At 47.0% G+C, this 22,744-nt stretch carries 14 protein-coding genes and 1 pseudogene; 1 reads left to right on the top strand and 14 read right to left on the bottom strand.

The window, feature by feature from the left end:
• Positions 1–72 precede the first annotated feature (72 nt).
• From GA004_RS02695 to GA004_RS02675, 5 genes and pseudogenes are all read right to left on the bottom strand, one after another.
• The gene (locus tag GA004_RS02695) at positions 73–1,287 is read right to left on the bottom strand and encodes an acetylxylan esterase (protein ID WP_283395754.1); all 1,215 of its coding nucleotides are present in this window, start codon (positions 1,285–1,287) and stop codon (positions 73–75) included.
• A 358-nt stretch (positions 1,288–1,645) separates the two neighbouring features.
• The gene (locus tag GA004_RS02690) at positions 1,646–3,118 is read right to left on the bottom strand and encodes a sulfatase (protein ID WP_283395753.1); all 1,473 of its coding nucleotides are present in this window, start codon (positions 3,116–3,118) and stop codon (positions 1,646–1,648) included.
• A 187-nt stretch (positions 3,119–3,305) separates the two neighbouring features.
• Entirely contained in the window at positions 3,306–4,748 is a 1,443-nt protein-coding gene (locus GA004_RS02685) for a sulfatase family protein (RefSeq protein ID WP_283395752.1), read from the bottom strand.
• Between the two features lie 207 nt (positions 4,749–4,955).
• Positions 4,956–5,687: pseudogene (locus GA004_RS02680) on the bottom strand (TonB-dependent receptor domain-containing protein).
• Between the two features lie 147 nt (positions 5,688–5,834).
• Entirely contained in the window at positions 5,835–6,818 is a 984-nt protein-coding gene (locus GA004_RS02675) for a LysR family transcriptional regulator (protein WP_283395751.1), read from the bottom strand.
• A 69-nt stretch (positions 6,819–6,887) separates the two neighbouring features.
• Between GA004_RS02675 and GA004_RS02670 the strand changes: the two genes are divergently transcribed.
• Complete coding sequence (locus tag GA004_RS02670; RefSeq protein ID WP_283395750.1) at positions 6,888–7,838, top strand: ABC transporter substrate-binding protein; 951 nt, start codon at positions 6,888–6,890, stop codon at positions 7,836–7,838.
• A 142-nt stretch (positions 7,839–7,980) separates the two neighbouring features.
• Here GA004_RS02670 and GA004_RS02665 read toward each other — a convergent pair whose 3' ends face one another.
• The 9 genes from GA004_RS02665 to GA004_RS02625 form a co-directional block, all read right to left on the bottom strand.
• The gene (locus tag GA004_RS02665) at positions 7,981–9,597 is read right to left on the bottom strand and encodes an amidase family protein (RefSeq protein WP_283395749.1); all 1,617 of its coding nucleotides are present in this window, start codon (positions 9,595–9,597) and stop codon (positions 7,981–7,983) included.
• 25 nt (positions 9,598–9,622) lie between these two features.
• Positions 9,623–10,687 carry an asparaginase gene (locus GA004_RS02660; RefSeq protein ID WP_283395748.1) on the bottom strand — a complete coding sequence of 355 codons (1,065 nt, stop codon included), beginning with the start codon at positions 10,685–10,687 and terminating at the stop codon, positions 9,623–9,625.
• Positions 10,688–10,702: 15 nt separating this feature from the next.
• On the bottom strand, positions 10,703–11,830 hold the full coding sequence (locus GA004_RS02655) for an asparaginase (RefSeq protein ID WP_283395747.1): 1,128 nt from the start codon (positions 11,828–11,830) through the stop codon (positions 10,703–10,705).
• A 19-nt stretch (positions 11,831–11,849) separates the two neighbouring features.
• On the bottom strand, positions 11,850–13,445 hold the full coding sequence (locus tag GA004_RS02650; protein WP_283395746.1) for an amidase: 1,596 nt from the start codon (positions 13,443–13,445) through the stop codon (positions 11,850–11,852).
• A gap of 53 nt (positions 13,446–13,498) precedes the next feature.
• Positions 13,499–15,064 (bottom strand): amidase family protein, encoded by a 1,566-nt coding sequence (locus GA004_RS02645; RefSeq protein ID WP_283395745.1) that lies wholly within the window; start codon positions 15,062–15,064, stop codon positions 13,499–13,501.
• Between the two features lie 16 nt (positions 15,065–15,080).
• Positions 15,081–16,673, bottom strand: coding sequence for an amidase family protein (locus GA004_RS02640; protein WP_283395744.1), 1,593 nt, complete (start codon positions 16,671–16,673; stop codon positions 15,081–15,083).
• Positions 16,660–18,153, bottom strand: coding sequence for an amidase family protein (locus GA004_RS02635; RefSeq protein ID WP_283395743.1), 1,494 nt, complete (start codon positions 18,151–18,153; stop codon positions 16,660–16,662). The genes GA004_RS02640 and GA004_RS02635 overlap by 14 nt, the downstream gene beginning before the upstream one ends.
• Positions 18,154–18,239: 86 nt before the next feature.
• Positions 18,240–19,811 (bottom strand): amidase family protein, encoded by a 1,572-nt coding sequence (locus GA004_RS02630; RefSeq protein WP_283395742.1) that lies wholly within the window; start codon positions 19,809–19,811, stop codon positions 18,240–18,242.
• Between the two features lie 160 nt (positions 19,812–19,971).
• Positions 19,972–22,641 carry a TonB-dependent receptor domain-containing protein gene (locus tag GA004_RS02625; RefSeq protein WP_283395741.1) on the bottom strand — a complete coding sequence of 890 codons (2,670 nt, stop codon included), beginning with the start codon at positions 22,639–22,641 and terminating at the stop codon, positions 19,972–19,974.
• Positions 22,642–22,744 lie beyond the last annotated feature (103 nt).

Raw genomic sequence — 22,744 nt, 5'->3', positions numbered from 1 at the left:
GTATGCTATCGAGTAAAGAACTCTAGGTAGCGGGCGCTCGGCGATCTCCCTCTTTCTTAGGATACAAAGCCTTCATTCAACCAATCCAATTTCTGAGCTGACCATCAAACCTCGTTCGTCGGTCGCGGAAAAGTAGTAGACGGTTGCGCCCTCAGGCATTGCCGCGGAAATCGTCGAACCCGAAAGACTGGCAGGAGCTTCCTCCCACTCTCGCTCAGGCCAAAGGCCCGCATCCCGAGTGAAGTAAACATTCACTCCGGTCACCTTGGCCGCTGATTCGAAATCGACCCATGCCCGATCTCCATCCAGCTCAGGCACCTCAAATCGAGTAAGCGGCGTGCCATCTCTAACAATGCTATCCGCAAAAGCATAGATCTCTTCCGGGGCCCAACCGGGACCATGTCCATGTCGCATTCTCAATTCATAACGCATTGTGGTGGGGCCTTGAACCGCACGAGCCGATTGCTGAGTGGAAGGCATCGGGAAATGCTTATCATTAGTCCCATTGACCCAGAGCGTTGGGATCTTCACGTTTTCAAAATAGGCGGACCCGTCGAAAAACTGGTTTACGACCTCCGTATAGCGGCCGGGCTTGATCGCCAGTCCCTGATTCCCATCCGAGTCCGCAAGGAAGCCACACCCATAGACCGGTATGGCAAATTGAAACCGGTCATCCACGCCCATGATTGTACTCGTGAGCGTTCCACCCCAACTGATACCGGTGACCCCCGTCTTGTCTGGATTCACCTTAGGAAAGGATCGAATAAGCGAATGGGCCAAGATCGACTGGGCCACTGCATGATAGTACCACTGCTTCCCAATCGGATCGTCATAGTTCTTAAAGATCCCTAGCCGACGCAGCCCTGGGTTCTCCGTTGGAATGCGAGGGCTTCGCCGGTCCTCAGTTTCGCGCATCGGATAATGCCCCTCGAGATCCATGCTGATCGCCGCATAGCCGTGATCGTTCCACTTCTTCACCCATTCATCAAACGCAGTCCCGCCTCCCCCATGCACGCAAACGACTGCAGGCCATCCACCCTGCGGGGTTTCTCCTTCAGGCACACCATAGTACGCAAACACCTGGACCCGGTCGCCATTCACCTGTATCGAATCGTACAAGACGCCTTTAATGCCAGGCTTTGCCGCTTTGGCCGTTTCTTCCCATACAGGGACCTTATATAGACTAACCAGATCCCATGGTCCAGCAGAGCTGGCCCGAATGCTGAAGCCTGCCAAGGCTACCACAAACAACAGTAGCTTGGAGAGATTTGTAAATAATGCGGGCATTTTGAGTCTAATCGTTTTCCGTATTGCAATGACCTTGTTCCATAATGACGTGCTTAAGCCAATTCTACGAGTACGCGTAGCCGGCACAAACGGACACGCAAAAAACAAAACAAACAAACGAGGGTATTCTTTCATGAGGTCTCTTTTCCCGACCATGCGATAGCCGCTTTCTCTTAAAAACAGACAAACAGAGAGCGAGTTAGATGACAAAACAATGTTTGCGGTAACGAGAAGATAGAGAATCGGTTTTTGAAACTTCTTCGACTACGACTCTCGTAAATACCTTACACCACATGCAAAAATATTTGATGTAGTCGCACTAGCCAAAATCGAGAGTAAGACAAGACTGCGAACCCATCTAGGGTCTCCACGGTTCGGGCCCATCCTCTTTTTGCTGGAGGAACTTCGCGTCCACTTCTTCGTACCACGCATGGAGCTGGGACCGCAGTTTCGACACTTTTTCCGGATACTTCTGAGCCAGGTCGTTTTGCTCGCCGATATCCTCTTTCAAATTGTACAAATGGACCCGACCATCCTCGTAGCGTTCGATCAGTTTGAAGTCGCCTTCCCTAATCGCTCCACTCGGTATTCCCCCCTGATTACTGTAGTGAGGATAATGCCAATACAGGGATCGCTGTTCTAACGAACCCCCTTCCAAAGCCGGTTTCAAATTCAATCCGTCAATTTCATGCGTCACCTCCGCACCCACCGCTGCGGCCAAAGTGGGTAATAGATCAATCGAATTGATCGGCACGTCGCTAACGCTCCCCGGTTTCGTAACCCCTGGATAGCGGACAATCCAAGGTTCGCGGATACCACCTTCATAAACCCACCCTTTACCTCCCCGCAAAGGCAGATTGCTGGTGGGGAGACCCTCAGAAGTCGAAAGACCACCATTGTCGGAAGTGAAAACGACAATCGTGTTACCCGCTACTCCTGAGTCCTCGAGCTGCTGCAACACCTTGCCAATCGCTTCATCCATCGCTTCCACCATAGCGGCGTAGACGGCGTGCTTTTGCAAAACCCGTACTTGACGTGGCTTGTCCCCGTAAATCTGCTCCTCAGTTGCAAATTCTGTCCCTTCGATTTCCTTGGCCCGTTTTTCGTATTTTTCGACCAAGTCCGGTCGACCCATGAGCGGCGTGTGCACAGAGTAGAAAGAGAGATAGGCGAAGAGTGGTCCGTCCTTATTCTCATCTATAAACTTGGCAGTATCCCTTGCGAGCCGATCCGGCAGGTGATCCCCTTCCGGGCTATCCACTTCCATTTGCGGGTTATCAAAGGGTGAAAAGTATTTGTTTCCTGTATACGGTCCACCACGAGTGTGTCCGCCAATATTGATATCGAAACCTCGATTTTGGGGATAATATTTCTCTGATTCGCCCAAGTGCCACTTCCCCGCGAAGTAGGTACGGTATCCCTCCGCTTTCAATACCTCGGCAACCGTCACTTCGTCCAAGGGCATATTGTCAACCAGCGGAGCGGGATCGAATTTGCCGCTTCGCTTTCCTGAAAAGAAATTGGTCGCGTCGGCTCGGGTGGGATGCTTCCCGGTCATGAGAGCATACCGGGTCGGCGAGCATACCGGATTCGCCGCGTAGCCATCCGTAAATAGCATGCCGGAATCCGCCAAGCCATCGATATGCGGCGTCTCATAGAAAGAGTCCGGGTTATTCGCCCCGATATCCATATAGCCCAAATCATCGACGAGAAAGACGAGGATGTTGGGAGGTCCTGATCGCTCAATCGAGCAGGAGCTCAGGAACGCAGCTAGCAGGAGCACGACGTAGATAGGCAGATGTCTAGAGAAGTCTATTTTGAAAGGTCTCATAATTAGGTTATGATCAACGAGGATGTTCAAAGTTCGTGTTATTAAAACTTGGAATTGATTGTATTAAGGCCAACCCCCCGCGAGCATATCGGATCCTACACTCTCAGCGGCGGCGAGCGGGCCATATCTGAATCCTACCTGATCGGCTTGAGAAAGGCCGGCAGGAGTTTGGAGCGCCTCTTGCCTCTCATGGAATCGAATCCAGTTCAGCCAGCACACCTGTCTTCCACAGAATGAGTTGGTGTTTCATCGCTTGTGTTAATGAGGGCAGGCTAGCGGATAGATCTGCTCGTTCGGCCGGATCCTCAATGATGTCGAAAAGCTGATCGCCTTTAGGTGTTGAGACTAATTTGTAACGCGAGCCCATCCAAACCGCTTCAGCGGCCTCCTTGTTTAGAAAACCAATGGGCTTCGTCCGCTCGTTCGATTCCCCTTTTATGAGTGGCCATAGATTGATCCCATCGTAAATGCGGTCATTGGGAAGATCGATACCGAGACTGCTCAGTATCGTCGGGAAGTAGTCGGAAGTGACACAGGGCTCTGAAATGGTAATGGGCTTTTTGATCTGGTCTGGCCAAACCAGCAATCCGGGAACTCGGATGCCACCTTCCTGAATGGAAAGTTTGTACCCAGAAAGGTGCCCAGGCGATCCGACATGCCTGGGGGACCCTTGGCGGGCCGGGCCATTGTCTGAGCAAAACCAGAGCATAGTATTATCGGCTACTCCGAGCTCGGAAAGCGTCGACCGCAATCTTCCGACTTGCTCGTCCATAGCAGTCACGCACGCATAGTAGTGCTGCGTATCTTCCGGGTGCTCTTTGTACATGGCCCGGTATTTGTCTCCACCCACTACAGGCGAATGAGGGGTGTGAAACCATATAACCGCGAAGAAAGACCGCTCGCGATCAACTGCCTTTTGGATAAACGGAATGGCGCGATCCATGATTATCCGCGAATCATCGCCCTCCATGTTTTCAGTTTCAATTTGTCCTTCGCCCACAAAATAGTCGTTTCCATACGAACTACCTTTAAGACCTGCTACGGAAGCACCATCCGTGGGTCTCGTTATAATCTGTCCCGGATGGAGGAGTGGGTCCCACGTGGGCACTTTCGATTCGGTAACAAAGCTTTGGTCAACATCACGCTCCCAAGGTGGGCAGTAATAGCGAACCGGATCCTCTTCGAAAGCCCCCCAACGCGACTGGTCGCCCTTCGTTCTAGAAAGAGTGCCCAAATGCCATTTGCCAAAGTGCCCCGTTGTATAGCCCGCTTCCTTGACCACTGATGTGATCGGAATCTCGGTCTCTTCGAGCCTTCCTTTCATAGCGAAGGTAATTCCAAAACGATAAGGGTTGCGGCCGGTGTAAACACTGCCACGGGTTGGAGAGCACATTGCGGCGGCCGAGTAGAAGCGATCGAATCGGACTCCTTCCCGACTCATTCGATCGAGGTTTGGCGTTTTCAGGTGTGGGTGCCCGTTGTATCCTGTGTCCCCCCAACCCTGGTCGTCGGTCATTATAAGGATAACATTGGGTCGTTCAGCTTCAGATTGTGCATTTGTAATCCCAATAACCAGTAGCGGAATTGCGATTAATCGTATCCATTTTTTGTTTATATAAATCTTATTCATATGCCTATTTCTTTAAGCCAATCTAGGGGTGAATTTTTGAAGCCTCGCCAAGCTCATAATCGAAATTAATTTGGGCGGCCGGGGCGACACCGACTGGGCCAGATGATTCGTTTGTCTGGATGCCATACCACAAAAAAGCCTCTCCCGCGAACACAGAAGAGGGTTTGTTTGCACTAAATTCAACTAACTGAAAAAACTCGGGTCGATCTACAAATCGGTTGAGACGGAAAACAGAACCGTTCGGGGAGAGCTGAAAGCACCCCACGATCGAGCGAAAAACGCGTCGTTCACGTTATCGATATTCACGCCAAACGTAACTTGCCGACCACCGATCTCCGTCGGATAGCGAGCAAACAAATCAATCGTATTATAGCCGTTTTCGGCCACGAGGGCATTAACGGGAGTTCCGAATTGCTGGATAGGGCATTTCGCATAGACGATTCCGCCGCCAAAGCAAAGCCCCTGCAAGGATCCTTCGCTAATCGTATAGCTGTTGAAGAACGTTAGGCGATGCGGCGTGGTGCCTTCTAATCGAAGTCCTTCGAGCTCCGGCGAAATCGCACCAACGACTCGGCCGTCGATGTAACTGTAGGCGAAGGTTATATTCCAATTGTCAATGGGGTTGGCGAACAGCTCGAGCTCAATGCCCTCGCTCTCATCACTAGTAATCGCCTAGTCCGTCATAAAGGTCACCGGATTGAAATCGTTTCGCACCAAATTTTCCTTTTGTATATTGAAGGTAGCTATGGAGCCGCTAAGCCGTCCATCGTACAAGTCGACGAACTTGACTCCCACTTCGATCGCGTCGTTCGTCTGCGGAGTGAAGAAATCGCCGGTATCCGGATTGACAGCGGTGCTGGGCTCATAGGCATCCGCTAGATTCACGAAGGCACTAACGGTTGGATTAGGTTTCGTATCTAAGAAAAGCTCTGAAATCATATCCAAGTCTTTGTTATAATTCCTATTCTACTGCTCTAAAAATCTATTTATTAGAAAACTGTATTAAAATTTTGATCTAATATCCAAAATTCAATGGCTATATCTTGTGTATGATGCTCTAGCCAATTTAAACATATCGGACGCCAATTACGAGGCTCGATGAGTTTCATAGTATCTCTGCTCGCCCACCAAAGGGAAACTTTTGCATAGTCCTACTAAAGTATTTACAAACACATCTGGAACACTCCTTTGCAAATGAGCGAAGTGCCAAGACCTCTTTAAATTCAAGCCTTCTATTTCCCTCCATACGAATCTTTCACTGTCAGTTCCCAATCTAAAACCCCATTGAGGTAACACAGAAATACCGAGTTTCATTTTAACAAGCTCTCGAAGGGCCTCTGGATTCGAAACGTATTGAGTATCTGGGGATCTAAACGACCATCTGTGGATTTCATTGATGATCAAATGAGAAGTGAAACTGTTGCTGTTGTGCAAATAAACACTTGTTTTAACAAACTCGTGAAGAGGGATAGCTGATGATTTAGCAAGCTTATGTTCTGAAGACATCACTGCTTTGAGTTCGTCATCAAAAAGGTGGTAATCGACTAAGTTCTTTATGCGTTTTGGCAAATTGACCAATATCGCCGCATCGACTTCGCCACCCTCCAACTTATTAATACACGTAGCTCGATCAGCAGGAATTAGCTGAATCTCAGCGAACGGAAAGCATCTTTGGAACTCACAAAGAATGTCTGGCATCGCAAACTGAATAAAAGAATGTGCACAAGCAATGCGTATACATTTACCAACGCTCGCATTCTTGCTATTGATTTTTAATCGCATTTCGCCTAGAAGACGAAGAATATTGACCGCCTCTGGAAGGAATATTTCGCCGAGACCAGTAAGTTTAAGGCCTTTTCCTTTTCTCTGAAACAACTTGGCGTTAAGATCTCGCTCAAGATTACTGACCGCATGGCTCACAGCTGAATGTGTTATACCAATCTTTGATGCAGCCGCTTTCAGGCTACCCCCTTGTGCTAGCGCGACAAAAATTTGGATTTGTCTAGTGTCGATTGGTTCGAAATTTTTATGATCAATTGGCATGCCTAGTGCTACTGCGAGCAATTGCATGACTCGTGCCATTTAACTCTGTCAAATTCGATTTTTTGTAAATCGAAGTGACTTTGTCTCACTTTATTAATGAAAGTACTCAGTGTTGGTTATTTAAGCTCTTTATCAGCTACTCCATTGCTCGTTTGTGAGCAAAAGGGATGGTTCAATGAGCTTGGTTTTGAGCTAAAGCCGAGACGTCAAATCGGTTGGTCGTCCTTGGCGAAAAACTTATTTGGTGGGGAACTATCTGCCTCAATAATGCATCCATCGATGCTAATCGCAAAAGCAGCCCATTCGCTAGGCAACACTCTTAGCGTTAGGGGTTGTTTGGTCGTTGGGTTTGGGGGAGACGGACTAGTTGGAAAAACCAGTCGTAGAGAGCAACTAACTTTAGCGTCAATTGATGAGAAAATTCGTTTCGGCACCTTCAGCCCAGATTTTCCAGACTTTTGTGCGGTAAAATCACTGCATCCTATTGGTTATTCAGGTTCTTTCATCCAACAAATTGAAAAGGTTCCTGTTCCAGCCTGTTGTGGCGTGGAACTGATAGAATCAGGTTTCATTGACATGTACTACACCTACCAGCCATGGATAAAAATCGCAGAAAAAAAAGGTGTGGGATACAATATAAGTATTGAGGAAAATAAGACGGCATGCCATGCTTCAAGGATCCTTGTATTCGATGATCAGCTAATTGGGCGCGATCGAGTTTTTTTAGAAGATTTAAGAGCTATAATAGAAAAAGCGTCAGACTGGATCTGTAATCCAAGTAATGCTGACGAACTGTATGAAATTCTAAAGCAAGAGGAATGGCCTTTGACTAAGGAAGAGATCCTTAGCCTTTTTAAAGGCCGAGAAAACTCGACGAACTTACAAACTGGCTTCCAATGTGGAGCTTTGACCACGCGATCGATCAACCTGTCTAATGAGGACATTCGCTCTTTTTGGAATTGGTACAATTGCAGTGTTGATGACCGTGGATTCGCCAACAATATTCCGATTCCAGATTGGGTTTATGATCTTTACTATATTTCCTAGGACGAAAAATTCAGACTAGCTGAAAATTGCGAGTCCCAAGGACTTCAATCTGAAACAGCTACGTTTTTGGTCTAAGATTCTGAAGTAAAATAGAAGGGGTCTCCACAGGTACACCTGAACAACAATCTCCGCTTCGAATGTATTATTTATCGAACTCAATCCATTCTGCTTCAAGAGGGGGTGTAATCGAGGGAAGCTTCCTCATACTGAAACCCTGCTCATAAGCGAAGCAAATACCGATTAATTTTCCCTCATCAAATGGTCTACCAAGAAATTCCAATCCTACAGGCATGCCATCGCTGGCAGTAAATCCTGCAGGCACGGTGATACCAGGAAAACCCGTGGCCGTGCTCATTCGAGTGCCGCGACCCATTACATCATAATTATTGAATTCGGACCGCGTTTCGCCCTGATTTGGTGCGGCTTGTTCTATTGTGTAAACTGGCTTTGTTTGGTATGGGTAAATAATCGCGTCTAGCTCGTAATTTTTGAACCATGATATTACTAGCTTCTTGAATGCTTCCCGGTTTCGAACGAAGTTAGCGTAGTCCGGATTTCTGTACATTGGCGCCTCACGAAGAGATTCATCCAACCTTTCTTGAAGTTTGCCGAGTGCCAATCCACTGCCGACTATTTCCTGCATTGTTTTTACCGGAACATCCGGCCCGCGACCAGCGAGATAATGATTCATAGCTTCTGCACGCTCACCGCTAGAGCCACTAACCGTTCGGAGCATTTCAAACATATCTATACTTCCGACAGGGATTGGATCTAACAGAGTCGCCCCGCCCTCTGCTAGAGAATCGATGGCTTTATCGATTTGAGAAAGTGCTTCTGCATCCTCTGGATCACTTCCAAAGTTGGCTCGAAGAACTCCGATCCGCGAACCCTTCAGGGCGTCCACATCAAGGAACGAATGATAGCCATTTACCGGCATTTTGCCAACGCTTGCAATCGTCGTTAGATCGGCCGCGTCCATTCCAGCCATGTATTGAAGTACAATCGCTGCATCCGTTACGCTTCGTGCCATCGGCCCAGCACGGTCGAGAATTATGGAACTAGGAACAATACCCGCTCGACTAACCAAACCATTGGTAGACGCTATACCCACTAGATTATTTTTAGTAGAAGGATTACGGATTGAAGAACCCGTTTCCGTTCCTAGACCGACCTGGCCAAACACTGCCGCTATCGCTGCTCCCGACCCTGCACTCGAGCCACCAGGAACTTTAGAAAGATTGTAAGGGTTGAGTACCTGACCACCCAGACCGCTTGTCCCACTTGAGCCACTGTTAAACTCGTCCAGATTTGATTTAGCCAGGATTATTGCTCCACTTTCCCTTAGCCTTCGAATGGTAAAAGCATCTCGTACCGGAATAGAATCTTTTAGTCCCTTGAAACCACCAGTTGTAGGCATATCCGCGGTGTCAAAGTTGTCCTTCGGAATTATGGGAATACCGTGCAACAAGCTGCGGGCACCCGTTTTTGAACGCTCAATATCTAGTTTCCTTGCCTCTGTTATTGCTTCTTCGTTAAGAGTAAGAATCGAATTCAAAGCCGGTCCTTGTTGATCGTATTTTTCAATCCTCTTTAAATACATTCCGACCAACTCTTCCGACGTCAAAGTTCCTTGATCGAAGGCTTTTTGGATATCGAAGATCGTGGCCTCATGCAAAGGAATCCTAACTCGTTCGGCTACTGCTGATGCAATCAGAATAATGGATAAAAGTATTAAACTTATGAATCTGCTATAAGTCATTTGATATTAATCTGGTTAGCCTAGTTTAGTATTGGTCAAAGATGCGAATGAGCTCAGATCTTTCGCTCTTCCCGCTTGCTATAGCCAGCATGAGAAGAATGCGTGCCTTGTGAGGCAGAAGGTTATCTCCTGCGATCAAACCATACTCCAGCATCCGCGAGCTTTCTATCACTCGGCCGCTTCCAGTTCTGGAACAGGCGATAGCTATAACTCCATTGCTTGTTGCAGTCTTAAAAGCTTCGCCTTGAGCCGGCGATGCTCCTCCAGCACCATGACCCGCAAGGACTATCCCTTCCGCTCCCGCACTAGCCAGGAAGGTAATGAGGTCCCCCGCCGCGTCCGCGAAAGACGGTACTACGTCAATTCGTGGGAAAGAGGAAATATCGCTCACATCAAATTCGGATAGGTAGGTATGGCGACGCACAGGTGCCCTCAGAAAATGAACCCCATCTGGGTCGACAACCCCCAATAACCCGAGGTCTCTCGACTGGAAAGCTTCCACTTTATACGCACTCGTTTTTGTGCCCTCTCTCGCACTATTGATCTGCTGATTCATGCAGATCAGAACCCCCTTGTCGCGCGCTTCAGGTGATGCAGCAACCTGAACGGCGTTGTAAAAATTCATGGGTCCGTCTGCGCTGATCGAAGTTGAAGGACGCTGAGCACCCACGATCACAACCGGTTTGTCTGTCTGCACAGTAAGATGCAGAAAATAAGCGGTTTCCTCTAGTGTGTTGGTCCCGTGTGTTAGTACAAAACCGGATACATCTGAACGCAGTGCAGTTTCGTTGATTCTTTCCGCTAGACTCTTCCAAATATCAGGGGTCATACTCGGGCTTCCAATATTCGTAAACTGTTCGGCTTCAAGTTCAGCTATTTTTTTAACTTGTGGAATTAAATCTATTATCTCAGAAATATCGAATCGGCCCGCGCGATAGTCGTACCGCGTCATACGAGTGTCACCTTTGCTCTGGATAGTACCCCCCGTCCCGAGGACAACGACTTTTGGCAAACCAGCATAAGCTGAGGCGAAGGAAATTAAAACAACGGAAGGTATTAAAAATACCTGTAATATTTTCTTACTTATCATGCTGTTTTTAATTTCTCAATACTGATTAAAAATCCTTTGAATCTCGGTTGGTTCGCTAGTCTTGGTCAAAGCAAGTTGAAGTAGTATCCTTGCTTTTTGTGGTCTCAGATTATCACCACTGATTGTTCCCTCCTTTAGCCGGCTCTCACTATTGAGGACTCGACCTTGGCCCTTACGATCGCTGCGAACGACAGTTATTCCTTTTCGCTGAGCTTCTTCTAATGCGACTGAAATATCCGGCGACCTAGATGCTGCGATGATTCCCACTGACCCCGAAGCAACAAGGCCATCAACCGACCCTCTGGATCCTTCCTGATAACCGTAAACAATGTCAACTTTCGGAAGAGAGACAACGTCCGTAATATCAAACTCCGTTTGAAAAGTATGCCGTTTAAGCGGTTTGCGATAATAAACGACCTTATCTGGGTCGGCATATCCGAGAAATCCATACTCTCTTGAATTGAAAGTCTCCACGCGGTAAGTATCCGTTTTCGTTCCATCTCTGGCGGAGTTTATTTCATCGTTCAGGACTATCAAAGCCCCTTTTCCGCGAGATTCCGGGGCTGAAGCGACTCTTATGGCATTGTAGAGATTTAAAGGTCCATCTCCACTCGTTGCAGTCCAAGGACGCATCGCACCGACAATCACAACTGGCTTGTCACTTAAAATTGTTAGATTTAGAAAATATGCGGTCTCTTCTAATGTTCCTGTTCCATGGGTAACAACATAACCATCAATTTCCGGCTTTTCTTTGCAGAGTTTATTTATTCGATTAGCAAGCTTCAGAAGAACTTCCCCATTAATACTACCTGATCCAACGTTTATTATCTGCTCGCTTGTTACCCGAGCGAAATCAGATACTTCTGGCACTTCCTTCAAAAGCTCCACTACTGGAAAAGTGCCAGACTCGTATCCTGAAAGCATTTCTGGGCTCGGAGCTGCTCCCGAAATTGTTCCGCCGGTTCCCAAGACATGTATATTAGATTTCGATGCAGACATTGTCATCGATGACAGCAATATGAATGAGCCTAATACCAATCGCCTTAAGTTTGAGAATAAATTTAACATCATTTCTGCTATTATATATGTTGCCTTCTCACGGAGGAATATTTTCTCGCCAAACGTAAGGACTAGTCGGAGCAATGTTTAAGTAATTGAAAAATTAATATTTTATAATTTCTCCGTTTAAACGTGGAGTAGAAGCGGGCGTTTTGCGTTTCATCGTCGTTTGCTCGTAGCCATGAGCGACTTTAAGTACCTCTAGATCCGTAAACCGTTTTCCCATAAATTGGATAGCTATTGGAAGCCCTTCAGCTTGAGTATAACCTCCAGGGACAACTACCGCTGGAAAACCTAATGAAGAAGAAAGATTGTTTGTTGCTGGACTAGCAATCCACCATTCTCTGCTTGGCCCACGCTTTCGATCTAGACGCGGCGCGGGGGCAACTTGAAACGGTTGGGCAATAGCATCTAGATCATAACGCTCAAAAAGTTCTTCGATCAAAGCTATATACATCTTTCTTGTGCGGTACCGGGCCTGATAGTCGAGACTCTTGTCTGGTGATTCAAGTGACATGGCATCAACCATACGCTGAGTAAATTTGTCCTCTCCTACCGCTTCCATCCAATCGGCGACGTTTTTGAAAGGTGCTTTAGCACCAAGACGAGCCAGATAAGCGTTCGTGTAGTGTATTTTTTCATACTCAGCCGTACGAAGTCGGGGTTGGGAAGTATCATCAGCGATTGTGGGGTTTCCCGTTAGAATTGGATCAACAATGAATGCACCGGCCTTTCGCAAGTCGATTAATGCTTCGTCAAAAATTGAGAGTGCCTCTTTATATTCGTCGGCTACGGGTATCATTTCCCTGAGTACACCAATTCGTTTTCCGACGAGCGAATCCTTCGACAGCTCTTCTGCCCAATCACTCATCGGGAAATGTCCAATCGGATTAAAAGTAGTAAAATCCTCCGCGTCCCATCCGGAGATAACGCTAAATAAGGTTGCAACATCGAAGACACTACGGCCCATCGGTCCAGGACGATCCTGTGTAGCTCCGCGCGGAATTATCCCTGAACGACTTACCATGCCATATGTACCAACCATTCCAACAAGACTGCAGTTAGCAGATGGATTTTGAACAGAAACGCTAGTATCAGTTCCGATGGCAAGAGTTGCGAAGTAGGCCGCCATCGCCACTCCACTACCATTTGACGAGCCACCCGGCGAATACTCTAAATTGTAAGGGTTTTTGCTCGCACCTATTGGATGTGTTTCATCGAAATCGTTGCCGAACCAATTAGAGGTAGATACCTTGCCAAGTATAATCCCGCCTGCCTCTTGCATTCTAGTAACGATCGTCGCATTACGGTCAGGTATTGGAGCCCCCAAGGGAACGAATCCTCCCGTAGTCGGTTGGCCAGCTACATCAATGAGATCTTTTAGAAGGATTGGGATACCGTGGATGGGTGAGCGTCTTCCTTTTTCAATTCTTTCGATATCTAGCTCCCTAGCCAGCTCCAGAGCGTTCTCATCAATGTGAATTACGCAATTTACTGCAGGGCCCTTCTTGTCGTATGCATCTATACGCTTGAGGTATAGCTGCACCAGCTTTTCGGAAGATAGGACACCTGCATCAATCGCATCATTGATGTCCGTAATAGTAGCCGTAGAAAGGTCAAAAGTTTCTGAAGAGACCTTGCTTAAAAAAAAGGCCGATAATGCAAAATAGATAAGGTGTATTCTTCCGAGCTTAAGCATATTTAAAGTTGTATGGTTTATAATCGTACTTACGTTTTTGCAGACCATGAAAATCAATACGTAATGACTTCTCCGTTGAGGGGAGGTGTTGTTTCAGGAAGCTTTCTGTTTTTCGAGACAGCTTCATATCCGGACGCTAACTTGATGAGAGTAGGTTCACTAAAGGGACGACCTAGGAACTCTAAAGCTATCGGCAGATTTTTGTTTGTGAAACCAGCCGGGACCAAGAGGCCGGGAAAACCAGTCTGCGAAGACAATGCATTGTCCCCCTCACTATTACTCCAACCATCAACAATTTTAGTAGCCGGTAACGTTTTAAAAGGGTGAACAAGGGCATCTAATTGGAATTCGTCCATAACTCTAATTAGGGCATCACCCAGCATCTCACGATTTTTTAGTCTGCTTATGTAGCTTTCATTAAAATCTAGAACGCCAATATTATCGCGTTCCCGAAGCCGTTCGAGATGCTCTGGATTTTCTTCGATCATCTCTGTCATATTTTTATACATAGCGTCCGGACCTAGACCAGATAAGTAGTAGTCAGTGGCCGCTTTCTTTTCCCAAGCTGAAACTCGAGTGTTGGTAGCCAGACTTAGTAAAGGTAGACCGGTGCTAATTGGGTCTATCACAGTTGCTCCAGCTTGTTTTAGCTGATCTATTGCATTTTCTATCAAAGAAGTTGCCTCCTCATGAACCTCACCAGGCCGGAACATTTCGCGAAGAACCCCAACTCGAGCGCCTACCAAACCTGTGTCCGGATCAACGTATTGAGTATACCCTCCTTCCGGAATCTTACCTCTCGAAGCCATGGTTACTAAATCCTCTGGATCAAAACCCGCAACCGCCTCCAACGTTGCTGCGAGGTCATAAACAGACCGACACATCGGACCGCCGCGTTCATGGGTTAATGCGTTCATTGTCATACCTGTTCGGCTGACAAGCCCAAGAGTAGGTGCGAGGCCAATCAGGTTTGCTTCTGAGGTTGGATTTCTTATCGATACGCCCGTTTCGCTTCCAAAGCTCACTTGTGCGAAAACAGCAGCAATTCCAGCTCCCGATCCGGAACTAGACCCTCCAGGCACATATTCTAGTGCATAGGGGTTGAGAGTTTGACCTCCAAGTGTGCTCGCACCCCATGGAGCCTCTGCGAACCAATCATTCATATTCGTTTTTCCAAGGATTATACCTCCATTTTCCTTAAGTTTTTTGGCGACCCATCCGTCTCTCCAGGGCATCGATCCTTTTAATCCAATGAAGCCGGCAGTGGTTGGCTGACCAAAGGAATCGAAGAGATCTTTTAATATAAAAGGTATCCCATGTATTTTCGAGCGGGGTCCGCTCTCGGAGCGCTCTTTATCTAAGTTCCGAGCAATTTCCAAAGCGTTTGGCTCGACGAATATCATTGCATTAATCGCCGGTCCCGATTGATCGTAAGCCTCTATCCGAGATAAGTACATCTGAACGAGCTGCTCCGAATTAAGCGTACCCGCATCGAAGGCCTTATTAATGTCCTCAATCGTTGCATCAGCGAGATCAACAGAGTTGGACCCGAGCAGTGTGTTGGCGGAATACCCTTGAAGAAAGAGTATGAGGATTGCGGTAAAACTATTTAGGTGCATAATTGAAGGAAATTAATTATTGGTATTCAAATGCTTCTCCGGGAAGAGAAGGAGTAGCTGGTGGGGTGGTACGATGTTTGGTAAATTGCTCGTAACTGTAGGCCAGTTTTATTAGCTTAGCTTCGCTGAACGGTCGCCCTAAAAACTCTATGCCTATTGGGACCCCAGCAGGAGCTTCATTACTAGCAGGGGAGAATCCCCCGGGAAACGTTATCGCTGGAAGACCCGAGCTTGAGCCCATAAACCCGTTGCGCTCCACTTGATCAGGGTTTTTAGTTGCCGGGACGACCAAACGCTTTTGATGAGTGTAAAAAAGAACGTCTAGAGCATACTCATCCATCGTCGCTACAAGTTTATCTTGGAAGCGCGATTGATTGATAAGGCGCTTAGCGTACTCAGAATTGTCCAATGCGTTTTCCAATTTTATATCTTCTTTAAGGCGATCCAAAATCGGTTTGTAGGTGAGACCGGCAGCAACAAATTCTTTCAAATTCTTAAATTTCGAATCGGGCCCAAGGCTAGTAAAATATTCATCCATAGTCCACATCGACTCAAAGCCACTCACACTCAGCACAAAGCTACCAGCGGCAATGTCATCAAGTAGCGGAATGCTTACCGGGAAGACAGTAGCACCAGCCGACTTCATGTCCTCTATAGCTTTCATAGTAACCTTTGTTACGATGGGATGATCAGGGTGGCTTCCATCGCCAAGCAGCTGCGGAACAAAACCAATACGAGCACCATCCAATGAATCTTTTTGAAGATAAGATGTGTAACTTTCTGGATATTTATCAATTCCCTCCCAAGTCGCCTTGTCTTTCGGATCGAAACCGACTAAATAATCCATCATGACGGCCGCGTCAGCAACGTAGCGAGTTATCGGCCCCGCGGTATCCTGCGTGTAAGAAATAGGTATAATTCCATCGCGGCTGATGAGACCAAATGTAGGACGGATCCCAACGAGATTATTTGCCGATGCAGGCGATCTCGTAGATTGGCCCGTATCAGATCCTGTTCCGAGGATACCAAAAGTAGCAGCAATGGCGGCTCCCGTACCACCGCTTGAACCTCCCGGTGTTCTGCTTTGATCAAAAGCATTCAGGGTCTGTCCCATTAAAGAGCTTATCGATACCCCACTGCGGGCAAGTTCACTAAGGTTTACTTTTGCAAAGATAATGGCCCCCGCATCTCTAAGTCTTTCGACTGTGAATGCATCATCCGGAGCAATACTTCCCACTAAAGCCTTCGATGCCCCAGTGTTTGGCATGTCATAGGTATCGTAATTGTCTTTAAGAAGAACTGGAATTCCGTGTATACGACTTCGAGGACCAGAAATATTTCTTTCCTCATCAAGTTTCCGAGCTAATTCCAAAGCATTCGGGTTGATAGCTATTACTGAATTAAGCTTCGGACCTTTTTGGTCATAGGCCTCTATTCTAGCTATACAAAGTTTTACTAGTTCCTCTGCTGTCAAAGCCTTCGCTTCAAACGCATCATTAATATCTTCTACCGATGCCGTCTGGAGGTTGAACTCTTTGGCATTAAGAGATATCAGAGCCGCAATCACAAACGACGCACCAATAAGCTTTTCAACCTTACCGCGAAACATAATCAGATAGAAGAGGGGGAGTGCTTGGTGGCAAAGTACGGTGTCCGGTTGATTGCTCGTACGAATAAGCCAACGAAAGTATGGCTGCTTCATCAAAAGCTCGACCGAGAAATTCGACAGCAACCGGCTGGCCAAGTGTCGTTATTCCAGCGGGAACTACTACAGCAGGTAGACCAGAGACTGAGCTAAGTCGGATTTTTGTGTAGGTGGACGGCTCATTAACTAGTTCTGAGGGATAGTTGTTGTGAATGTAGACTAGTGCATCCAGGCCGTTGTCGTTTAAAAGGTCTAGGAGGACAGATCTCATTTCCTTCCGCCGCTGCACGTGCTCCTTGTAATCTGGAGAATCAAAGTTAGAGGCCGAAGCCAAAGCATTCTCGTAGCGTTCCCATTTCCCAATCACAAAGCCGCCTGTCTTGTAGAATTGTTCTAAAGTTTTGACTCCATACGATTCGTCAAGAGACGCAAAGTAGCTTTCAAGGGCGGGGCCAATCTCCGTGGGTGTTATATTACTAAGGGAAAGCTGATCCATAAGATCCGTATATCCTGTATTCACCTCGACAATTGTTGAACCATTTGCTTCGCAGTCTGATACAGCATCTTTCACGATCGAAACTGCCTCGGCACAAACGGGATCATCCTCGACGAATAACTCGCTAACCACCCCTAGCCTAGCACCGTCCAAAGAGCTTTTGTCTAAAAAAGATTGGTAGGGCTCTGGGCTCAGCTTGCCATCACTCAAAGAGGTTATTGCGTCCGCCGGGTCTACCCCGGTGGTGTAATTCAACGTTACCGCTACGTCGTACACGTTTCTCGCCATAACACCGACGCGGTCTAGCGTTGTGGAAAGCGGTATTACCCCGTCGCGGCTGATTAAGCCCTCCGTTGGTGCTAATCCCACGAGATTATTAGCACTCGATGGTCCACGGACGGACGATCCTGTTTCTGTACCAAGCCCTGATACCGCAAACACTGCTGCTAGGGACGATCCTGTTCCTGAGCTCGAACCATCGCTATGTCTTCTTAGATTATAAGGATTGCGAGGCTGCCCGCCGAGCGTGCTAGCTCCCGGGAGACCCGGTGACCCTGAGGCGAATTCGCTCAGGTTAGTTTTGAGAAATATTATAGCTCCACCCTTTCTAAGTTGTTTTATAACGAACGCATCATCAGGAGCGAAGTTATTAGCCAGACCGATTGCACCCCCGGAATTCTGAATGCCTAGTGTATCAATGTTATCTTTTACGGCGATCGGAATTCCATGAAGAGGTCCCCGTATTCCATTTGTCTGGCGTTCCCTATCCAGTAGTTTAGCCTCCTGCCTCCAATGGGGGTTGATAGAAATTATTGAATGCAGCTTTGGGCCGCTAAGCTCGTAGGCAGCGATTCGCTGAAGATACTTTTCGCAAAGATCCTCATACGTGAGTAATCCTTCTCCAACCGCACGCTGTATGTCGTCTATAGTTGCCGTAGTCAGATTCAACTCAGATCTAGCCGACTGAGCAAAGAATAGAGTTAATGATATGCAAATTATACAAATTCTAGATCTCATATTCTGGATCAACGGCTTTAGTATTCAAACGTCTCACCCGAGAGCGGAGGCGTAGTTTCCGGAGTCTTGCGAACTGGACCTAGCTGCTCATAAGCATATCCCAATTTAAAAAGGATTGATTCGCTGTAGGGCCTGCCCAGAAATTCTACGGAAATAGGTCCGTTTTCTTCGGAAGTATAACCGGCTGGTACTAGCAAAGCCGGCAAGCCTGTGACGGAACTGAAAGGGTTATCTCTCTCGTCATGCCTTTCACCGTGAGGCTCAGCAGGTATGGATTTGAAAGGATATACTAAGGCATCAAGACGGTATTTATCCATCAGATCAAGAGCTGCTGCTTTCAGAGATTCTTGACTATCACGCTTTGCTAAAAACTCGGCGTCATGCATGAGAGAATCTATTTCTCTCCTACCTTGAATTATACTTTCTTTGACAAGGCTACCCCCCTTCTCGATCAGCTCATCGACATTTTTTATGACCGCATCTGGACCGAGCCGACGGAAATAAATATCGTAAGAAAATTGAGCCTCGTAGTAATTAGTCCGCGTTTCTGAAAGCAACGGAAAAAGATCCAAGCCAATACTGAGATTATCAATCACGGTCGCACCTGCATCGTGCATCCGATGAATTGCCGATTCGACCAATGCTACAGCCTCTTCGTGATCTTCACCCACACGGAAAAGGTCCCGAAAGATACCTATACGAGCTCCTCGAAGGCCATCTTTGTCGAGAAAAGTTGTGTACGAAGATTTAGGAACTCTTCCGGGTGAATTCATAGTTAGGAGATCCTCTGCGTCAAAGCCTTGAACAACATCCGTCATTGCAGCCACATCGTAAACAGTCCTGCCCATTGGTCCGCAGCGCTCTTGTGTGAAAGAAGTCATCACCATTCCCGTTCGTGGTATTAGACCTCGCGTTGGAGCCAATCCCACAAGGCTATTGTTTGAAGTTGGATTGCGAATGGAAACCCCGGTTTCAGTTCCCAGTCCTATTTGGGCGAAAACCGCAGCAAGTGCTGCCCCCGTTCCTCCACTTGACCCGCCAGGCGTTAATTCGAGATTGTAAGGGTTATTCGTGCGACCGAGTACAGAACTTTGGTCCTTGGGATCAGCAGGGCTTCCAAACCAGTCGCTCATGTTGACCTTTGCAAATATTATAGCTCCTGCTTCGCGAAGTCTCTTGACAACGGTCGCATCATACAAGGGCTGAGAATTCTTTAAAGGAAGAAAACCTGAGGAGGTTGGCATATCGTAAGTATCGAATAAATCCTTTAATACCACCGGAATTCCATGTAGTTTCGAACGCGGTCCAGATTCAGACCTTTCTATATCTAGCTTACGAGCAATCTCAATTGCATTCGGTTGTAGCGTTATAACAGTATTTATTTTAGGTCCCTTTTTATCGTAAGCCTCTATGCGCTTTAAGTACATGGAGACTAGCTTTTCTGCGTTCAAGGATCCAGAATCGAAGGCTTCATTTATGTCTTCTATAGTAGCTTTTTCTAGTGAAAAACTCTTTGAAAAAGCGTATCCACTAAACCAAAATATCGACAGAAAAAATCCGGTGTGATAAAAATACTTTATTATATTCATACTAAAATTAGGGAAACGAGATTTACGGAGATCTGAAATTTCAACTCCGAAAAAATTACCAAAGACCGTAAAAACGATTAAGTTTATAAGTGTCTGTTAGAGCGGGGATGCCCGCTCTAACAGATGGCTAATAGGGTTTTCGGTCAGAAACCAACTATGATCAGAAAGTCTTCGAGATCGTTACCTGCCAACGACGGGGTAGCATTACAGATATCAGCTCATCCCCAGATGTACTACCGCTACGTCCTCTGAAATAGAGCTCATCTGTAAGGTTAAAAATATCCAGCTTAGCTGCAAAACTTCCACGTTTCCAACCAATTGCAAGGTTGGCTGTCGTTGCCTCCGGGAGCATGACCACGCCATAGCGACCTGATTGTACCTCAGAGATGTAGTTCCCGCTGAGCGTAAAATTTAGACCGTACGGGGCTTTATATCCCATAGCGATGCCGTGGCTAGTATTTGGATACGCGGGCCTTTCGATTTTTTCTCCCGCTTGAACCCTGTGGCCAGCCTGACCACCCCACGTAAACGCTTCAGCTGGGTAAATAACCTCACCAGTTACCGGATCAAGTACATCTTCGAACCCGTGTGTCGTCCCATGAAGCCTCAGCCAACCTGCGCGGCCTGAAACGTCGAGAGTCTTTTGGGCTACACTGAATCCACTCAAGTAAAACTTTTCGTTAGGAACCCAACGAACTTCGAGCTCTACACCTTCTCCAGTGAGAACACCCAAACTACCGATCAGCGGATTACCGTTCGGATCCTCGTCAACAGTCGCTCGCTCTTGACGATAACCAGCTAATGCCCAGTAGAGTTTTCCATCAAAGTGTGACCCTTTAATTCCAATCTCCTCTATGCTCGCTTCAGCGTACGCTCCGTCTCCAATCAAGTTCTGAGCTAAAGTCAAAGCAGATCCGTCAGACAACGCGGTTTGTAAACCATAGGTTCCATATAAATTCAGATTGTTCGGGAGACTGTAGTAAACACTGCCCGTGTACGAAACTCCATCGTCAGTATCCCGAGTTGATGTGTCTGCTGTGCGGAAGCTCGGTGTGCCATCAGCTCCAGAAGCAAAAACGTATATTCCTTCTCCGTCAACGTCCGCATAGTCAGCAGTCTCTGCATCGATGTAGTCGTATCTTGCTCCAAGGATTACGCTTAAGTTTTCGCCGACGGTAATATCCAGCATAGTTCCAATTCCATACTCGTCATACTTACTGTGTCGCCATCTTGTGTAGGGGGCTCCACCATTATAATAATCCGAGTTTTCTCTGGGAGTTATGAAAAGGTCCCTTGGAGTCCGCTCGTTCTTTGGCATCGCAAGGTTTGGGCGGTTGTCGTAATCACCAAAGTTGCAGTGACGCTGCGCATCCGTATGTCTAAAGTTGACAGCAGATATGGAATTGACTGTTACCGAGTTATCGCTGTATAGTTCTGTTTCCAAAGAAAATTTGTTCTCGAAAGCCCATATATCTTGCTTCTGATAGAAAGGTAGTTCCGAGTCCTTAAATTGATCCTGTGAATCCAAGATCATTTGATTCTTCATTTTAACGTCACCCCCATCGTTGATGAAATCTAGGTAAAAAAGACCTAGTTTTGCATACAACTCCTTCTCGAGCGATACGTGACCCCAATCGACTTTAGTCAATTCTACCGTGTCAGGGTCCATTACAAATCCCCGAGGCAGCTGGTTCAAAAGCTTCATATTCGCATCCCCTAGCATTCCCGCAAATTCTGGCCGCATCGTTTGAAAAGCCTCCAAAGCACTATTAGCGTTAGCCACGACCGGTACTTCGCCAGCGAGTGCGTCTGTATAACGAGAATCGAAGCGTTGTCTTAGTGAATTATTCCCAGATGAGTTCGTACGACCTGACACTATAGGGGAAGCTGTTTCGAACTCCAAGTGCCCGATCTTCCCGCTTTTATCGAGATCAAGATCGACCAAAAAGGTTCCACCCCAGTAGTTACCGTTGTCGATAAGGTCCTGCGTTATGCGTGTCATAAATCCGCCGGCTGTACGTGTTTCCTGGAGGTTAAAACCTGTTTCAAGCCGCCAACTTTCAGTAAGCTCTTGAGATATCGCCCCTTGAAGAATCTTTTGCCCAATAGGAATATTCTCATAAAACGACTCAGAGTCCTCCTCTAGAGCATAAACATAATAACCGCCTCGGCGCTCCGAATTGCCCGTGAAGTTAATTGGTCCACCGAAGCCAAGCGAAACTTCGCGCTTGCCGTACGATCCAAATATTCCCTGAACAAAACCTTCGTCCTCTTCTAGGTACGCCCCTTGCCGTGAACGACCCGATTTCGGCGTCATATTGGTATATCCTCCAATTTTGCCAGATCCAAAATAAGCAGGAGCAGGACCACGAACAACTTCGATCTGATCATTCGCACCTAAAACCGTCCGAGAATTGCCTTGGGGCTCTATTCGTTTCATACCCCGAAAGTAGGTGTCTGCCGTCATTGCACGAATATCTATGTTACCCTGTACCCCCCAACGGGTTACAGTATTGGTGCTTGGGGCAATACGAGCTAAGTCAGCCACCTCACTTATCGACAACTCCGAAATCATTTCGGAACTCACGACAGTAGCGGACCTAGGCGTTTCTAATATGGATTTAGAGAACCCTAAGACTCCTTCTATGGGCTGGTTAGGCAAAACGAAGTTTGGGTCACCGGCTCCGTACGTTACCAGATCTTCTAGTGATCCCTCGACGTCTTGAGACTGCGCTTGCTTTGTGCAAATCGCTACAATTAGCGCAAAGCTTGACAGTCGAAATAAATGACCTACCTTCAAAGCAAGGTTAGGGTGTTGGTTTTCGTTCATATTACTTGTGTATTCTGTTTTTGTATTCGTGTGGTTACGACGGCTTTAGCAGTTGAGATGCCAACTACCCTTTCCTCGCTTTTATTGAAAATTAGTCTAAAAG

The sequence above is a fragment of the Candidatus Pelagisphaera phototrophica genome (assembly GCF_014529625.1).
Taxonomy (GTDB): Bacteria; Verrucomicrobiota; Verrucomicrobiia; order Opitutales; family Opitutaceae; genus Pelagisphaera; species Pelagisphaera phototrophica.
This window is presented reverse-complemented; position numbering and strand designations above follow the sequence as displayed.

Coding starts and splice junctions, on each gene's coding strand:
- GA004_RS02695 (WP_283395754.1), bottom strand. CDS start 1,287: ATGCCCGCATTATTTACAAATCTCTCCAAGCTACTGTTGTTTGTGGTA.
- GA004_RS02690 (WP_283395753.1), bottom strand. CDS start 3,118: ATGAGACCTTTCAAAATAGACTTCTCTAGACATCTGCCTATCTACGTC.
- GA004_RS02685 (WP_283395752.1), bottom strand. CDS start 4,748: ATGAATAAGATTTATATAAACAAAAAATGGATACGATTAATCGCAATT.
- GA004_RS02675 (WP_283395751.1), bottom strand. CDS start 6,818: ATGCAATTGCTCGCAGTAGCACTAGGCATGCCAATTGATCATAAAAAT.
- GA004_RS02670 (WP_283395750.1), top strand. CDS start 6,888: ATGAAAGTACTCAGTGTTGGTTATTTAAGCTCTTTATCAGCTACTCCA.
- GA004_RS02665 (WP_283395749.1), bottom strand. CDS start 9,597: ATGACTTATAGCAGATTCATAAGTTTAATACTTTTATCCATTATTCTG.
- GA004_RS02660 (WP_283395748.1), bottom strand. CDS start 10,687: ATGATAAGTAAGAAAATATTACAGGTATTTTTAATACCTTCCGTTGTT.
- GA004_RS02650 (WP_283395746.1), bottom strand. CDS start 13,445: ATGCTTAAGCTCGGAAGAATACACCTTATCTATTTTGCATTATCGGCC.
- GA004_RS02645 (WP_283395745.1), bottom strand. CDS start 15,064: ATGCACCTAAATAGTTTTACCGCAATCCTCATACTCTTTCTTCAAGGG.
- GA004_RS02640 (WP_283395744.1), bottom strand. CDS start 16,673: ATGTTTCGCGGTAAGGTTGAAAAGCTTATTGGTGCGTCGTTTGTGATT.
- GA004_RS02630 (WP_283395742.1), bottom strand. CDS start 19,811: ATGAATATAATAAAGTATTTTTATCACACCGGATTTTTTCTGTCGATA.
- GA004_RS02625 (WP_283395741.1), bottom strand. CDS start 22,641: ATGAACGAAAACCAACACCCTAACCTTGCTTTGAAGGTAGGTCATTTA.